The 2,501-nt window shown below is 67.9% G+C and carries 2 protein-coding genes; both read left to right on the forward strand.

Translation table 11 applies throughout. From position 1 onward, the window contains the following. Positions 1–22 precede the first annotated feature (22 nt). The gene (locus ACE5CZ_RS11305) at positions 23–1,396 is read left to right on the forward strand and encodes an aspartate aminotransferase family protein (RefSeq protein WP_374947430.1); all 1,374 of its coding nucleotides are present in this window, start codon (positions 23–25) and stop codon (positions 1,394–1,396) included. A gap of 81 nt (positions 1,397–1,477) precedes the next feature. Further along, on the forward strand, positions 1,478–2,413 hold the full coding sequence (locus ACE5CZ_RS11310; RefSeq protein WP_374947431.1) for a LysR family transcriptional regulator: 936 nt from the start codon (positions 1,478–1,480) through the stop codon (positions 2,411–2,413). The last annotated feature ends 88 nt before the right edge of the window (positions 2,414–2,501 follow it).

Genomic DNA, 2,501 nt, shown 5'->3' on the forward strand with positions numbered 1-2,501 from the left:
CGAACAGACAAGGCACCACACCGTGACTCTCGAACCCACGACCCCAGACACTGCAGCACGAGACACTGCCGCCCTCGACTCCGAAGACGGCCAGCTCGCCTACGAGCTCGATCGCGCGCACGTCTTCCACTCCTGGTCTGCGCAGGCGGCCCTGAAACCGATGGTGATCGCGGGCGGCCTCGCGAGCACGGTGTGGGATTTCGACGGCAACGAATACCTCGACTTCTCGAGCCAGCTCGTCAACGTGAACATCGGCCACCAGCACCCGGCGGTCGTAGCTGCGATCCACGCGCAGGTCGACGTGCTCGCCACCATCGCCCCAGCGACGGCGAACCTCGCGCGTGGCCAGGCCGCGTCGCGCATCCTCGAACGCGCGGGCGACGAATTCAGCAAGGTGTTCTTCACCAACGGTGGCGCCGACGCGAACGAGAATGCGATCAGACTCGCTCGGCTGCATACTGGTCGCGACAAGGTGCTGTCGATGTACCGCTCGTACCACGGCAACACCGGCGCGGCCGTCGTCGCGACCGGGGACTGGCGCCGTGTGCCGAACCAGTACGCGCGCGGACATGTGCACTTCTTCGGACCGTTCTCGTATCGCTCGGAGTTCTGGAGCGAAAGCCCGGTCGAGGAGGGTGAGCGGGCGCTGCAGCACCTGCGCCGCGTCATCCAGAGCGAGGGCGCGACATCGATCGCCGCGATCCTCATCGAGACGATCCCCGGCACAGCCGGTGTGCTCGTTCCGCCGCCCGGGTACCTGGCGGGGGTGCGCGCGCTCGCCGACGAGTTCGGCATCGTGCTGATCTTCGACGAGGTCATGGCCGGATTCGGCCGCACCGGGGACTGGTTCGCGTTCCAGTCGCTGGCCGACGAGGGCGCCGACGTCGTCGTGCCCGACCTCATCACCTTCGCCAAGGGAGTCAACTCGGGCTATGTGCCCGTGGGAGGCGTCATCATCTCGCCGTCGATCGCCGCGGCGTTCGACGACTCGGTCTTTCCGGGCGGGCTCACGTATTCGGGGCATCCGTTGGCGATGGCCTCGATCGTCGGTGCGCTCGACGCCATGGAGAGCGAGGGCATCGTGGCCAACGCGAAGCGTGTGGGAGCGGATGTGATCGGACCGGGCCTGCGTGCGCTGCAGGCGAAGCATCCGTCGATCATCGGCGAGGTGCGCGGCGTCGGCGTCTTCTGGGCGCTCGACCTGGTCGCCGACGCCGCGACCCGCGAGCCCGTCGCGCCCGCCGTGATCGCAGCGCTGAAGAAGTCGCTGCTGGCGCTCGGTCTGCTGCCGTTCTTCGCCGACAATAGACTGCACGTCGTGCCGCCGTGTGTGGTCACCGACGACGAGGTCGCCCGGGCGCTCGATCTCTACGATCAGGCGTTCTCGAGCCTGTGAGTTCTGTGGTCGACGATGTATTGCGGCTGACCAGTTCTGGGCTCACTGAGTAGCACGACTTCCGTGATCTAGACTGGCGCCATGGACGTCGGACGACTCAATCTGCTGCGCGAACTCGCCGAGCGGGGAAGCATCACCGAGGTGGCCAAGGCCACTCACCGCACCGCGTCGGGCATCTCGCAGCAGCTGCGCAAGCTCGAGTCCGAGGCGGGGCTGCCGCTCACAGAGAAGGTCGGTCGGGGCATCGCCCTGACCGACGCCGGCAGGGCACTCGCGCGCAGTGCGACCGACGTCGCCATCGCGCTCGAGAAGGCAGAGGCGGTGTGGGACGAGTTTCGCAACGACCCCACGGGCACCGTGACGCTCGCGACCTTTCCGACGGCCGGTCAGATGCTGCTGCCCGGAATGCTCAAGCGCGTCGCCGAGACGGGCGGGCTGACGGTGCACTGCTCCGACCGCGACCCGGAGTCGGAGGGTTTTCCGTCGCTCACGAGCGACTTCGACATCGTGCTCGCACACTCCCCGAAGCCGGCCGCGTTCTGGAGCGACAAGAACATCCTCGCCATTCCCCTCATGACCGAGCCGCTCGACATCGCACTTCCGCCCGGGCATCGTCTGGCCGACAAAGACTTTCTCGTGCCGAGCGACCTCATCGGCGAGCAGTGGATCGGCGTGCCCTGGGGCTACCCGTTCGAGCGCACCCTGAACGACATCTTCGAAGCGGCCGGGGTGCCGGTGAACTTCTTTCAGCGTTTCGGCGACACCCGGGTGACCGAGGCGCTCGTCGCGGCCGGACTCGGCATCGCCGTGCTGCCGTGCTACACGGCCGCGGGGGCGTACCGCGACCGCATCACGTTGAAGAACCTGCAGGGGGTGGTGGCCGAGCGGCACATCGCGATCCTGATGCGCCCCGACCGGGCCGAGCGCCTGGCCGTGCGCACGGTCGTGGATGCGCTGCGCGCCGAGGCGGCCGCCGTGGTCGAGGCGAACAAGCACCGCAACCCGCCGGCCGCCTGAGCGGACGGCACGTGTTTGTGCCCGAATACCTCCATTCCTGCGCGAGCAGCCCGACGTAATGGAGGTATTCGGGCACAGAAGCCCGCGG

Source organism: Agreia sp. (genome assembly GCF_964263775.1).
GTDB lineage: Bacteria > Actinomycetota > Actinomycetes > Actinomycetales > Microbacteriaceae > Agreia.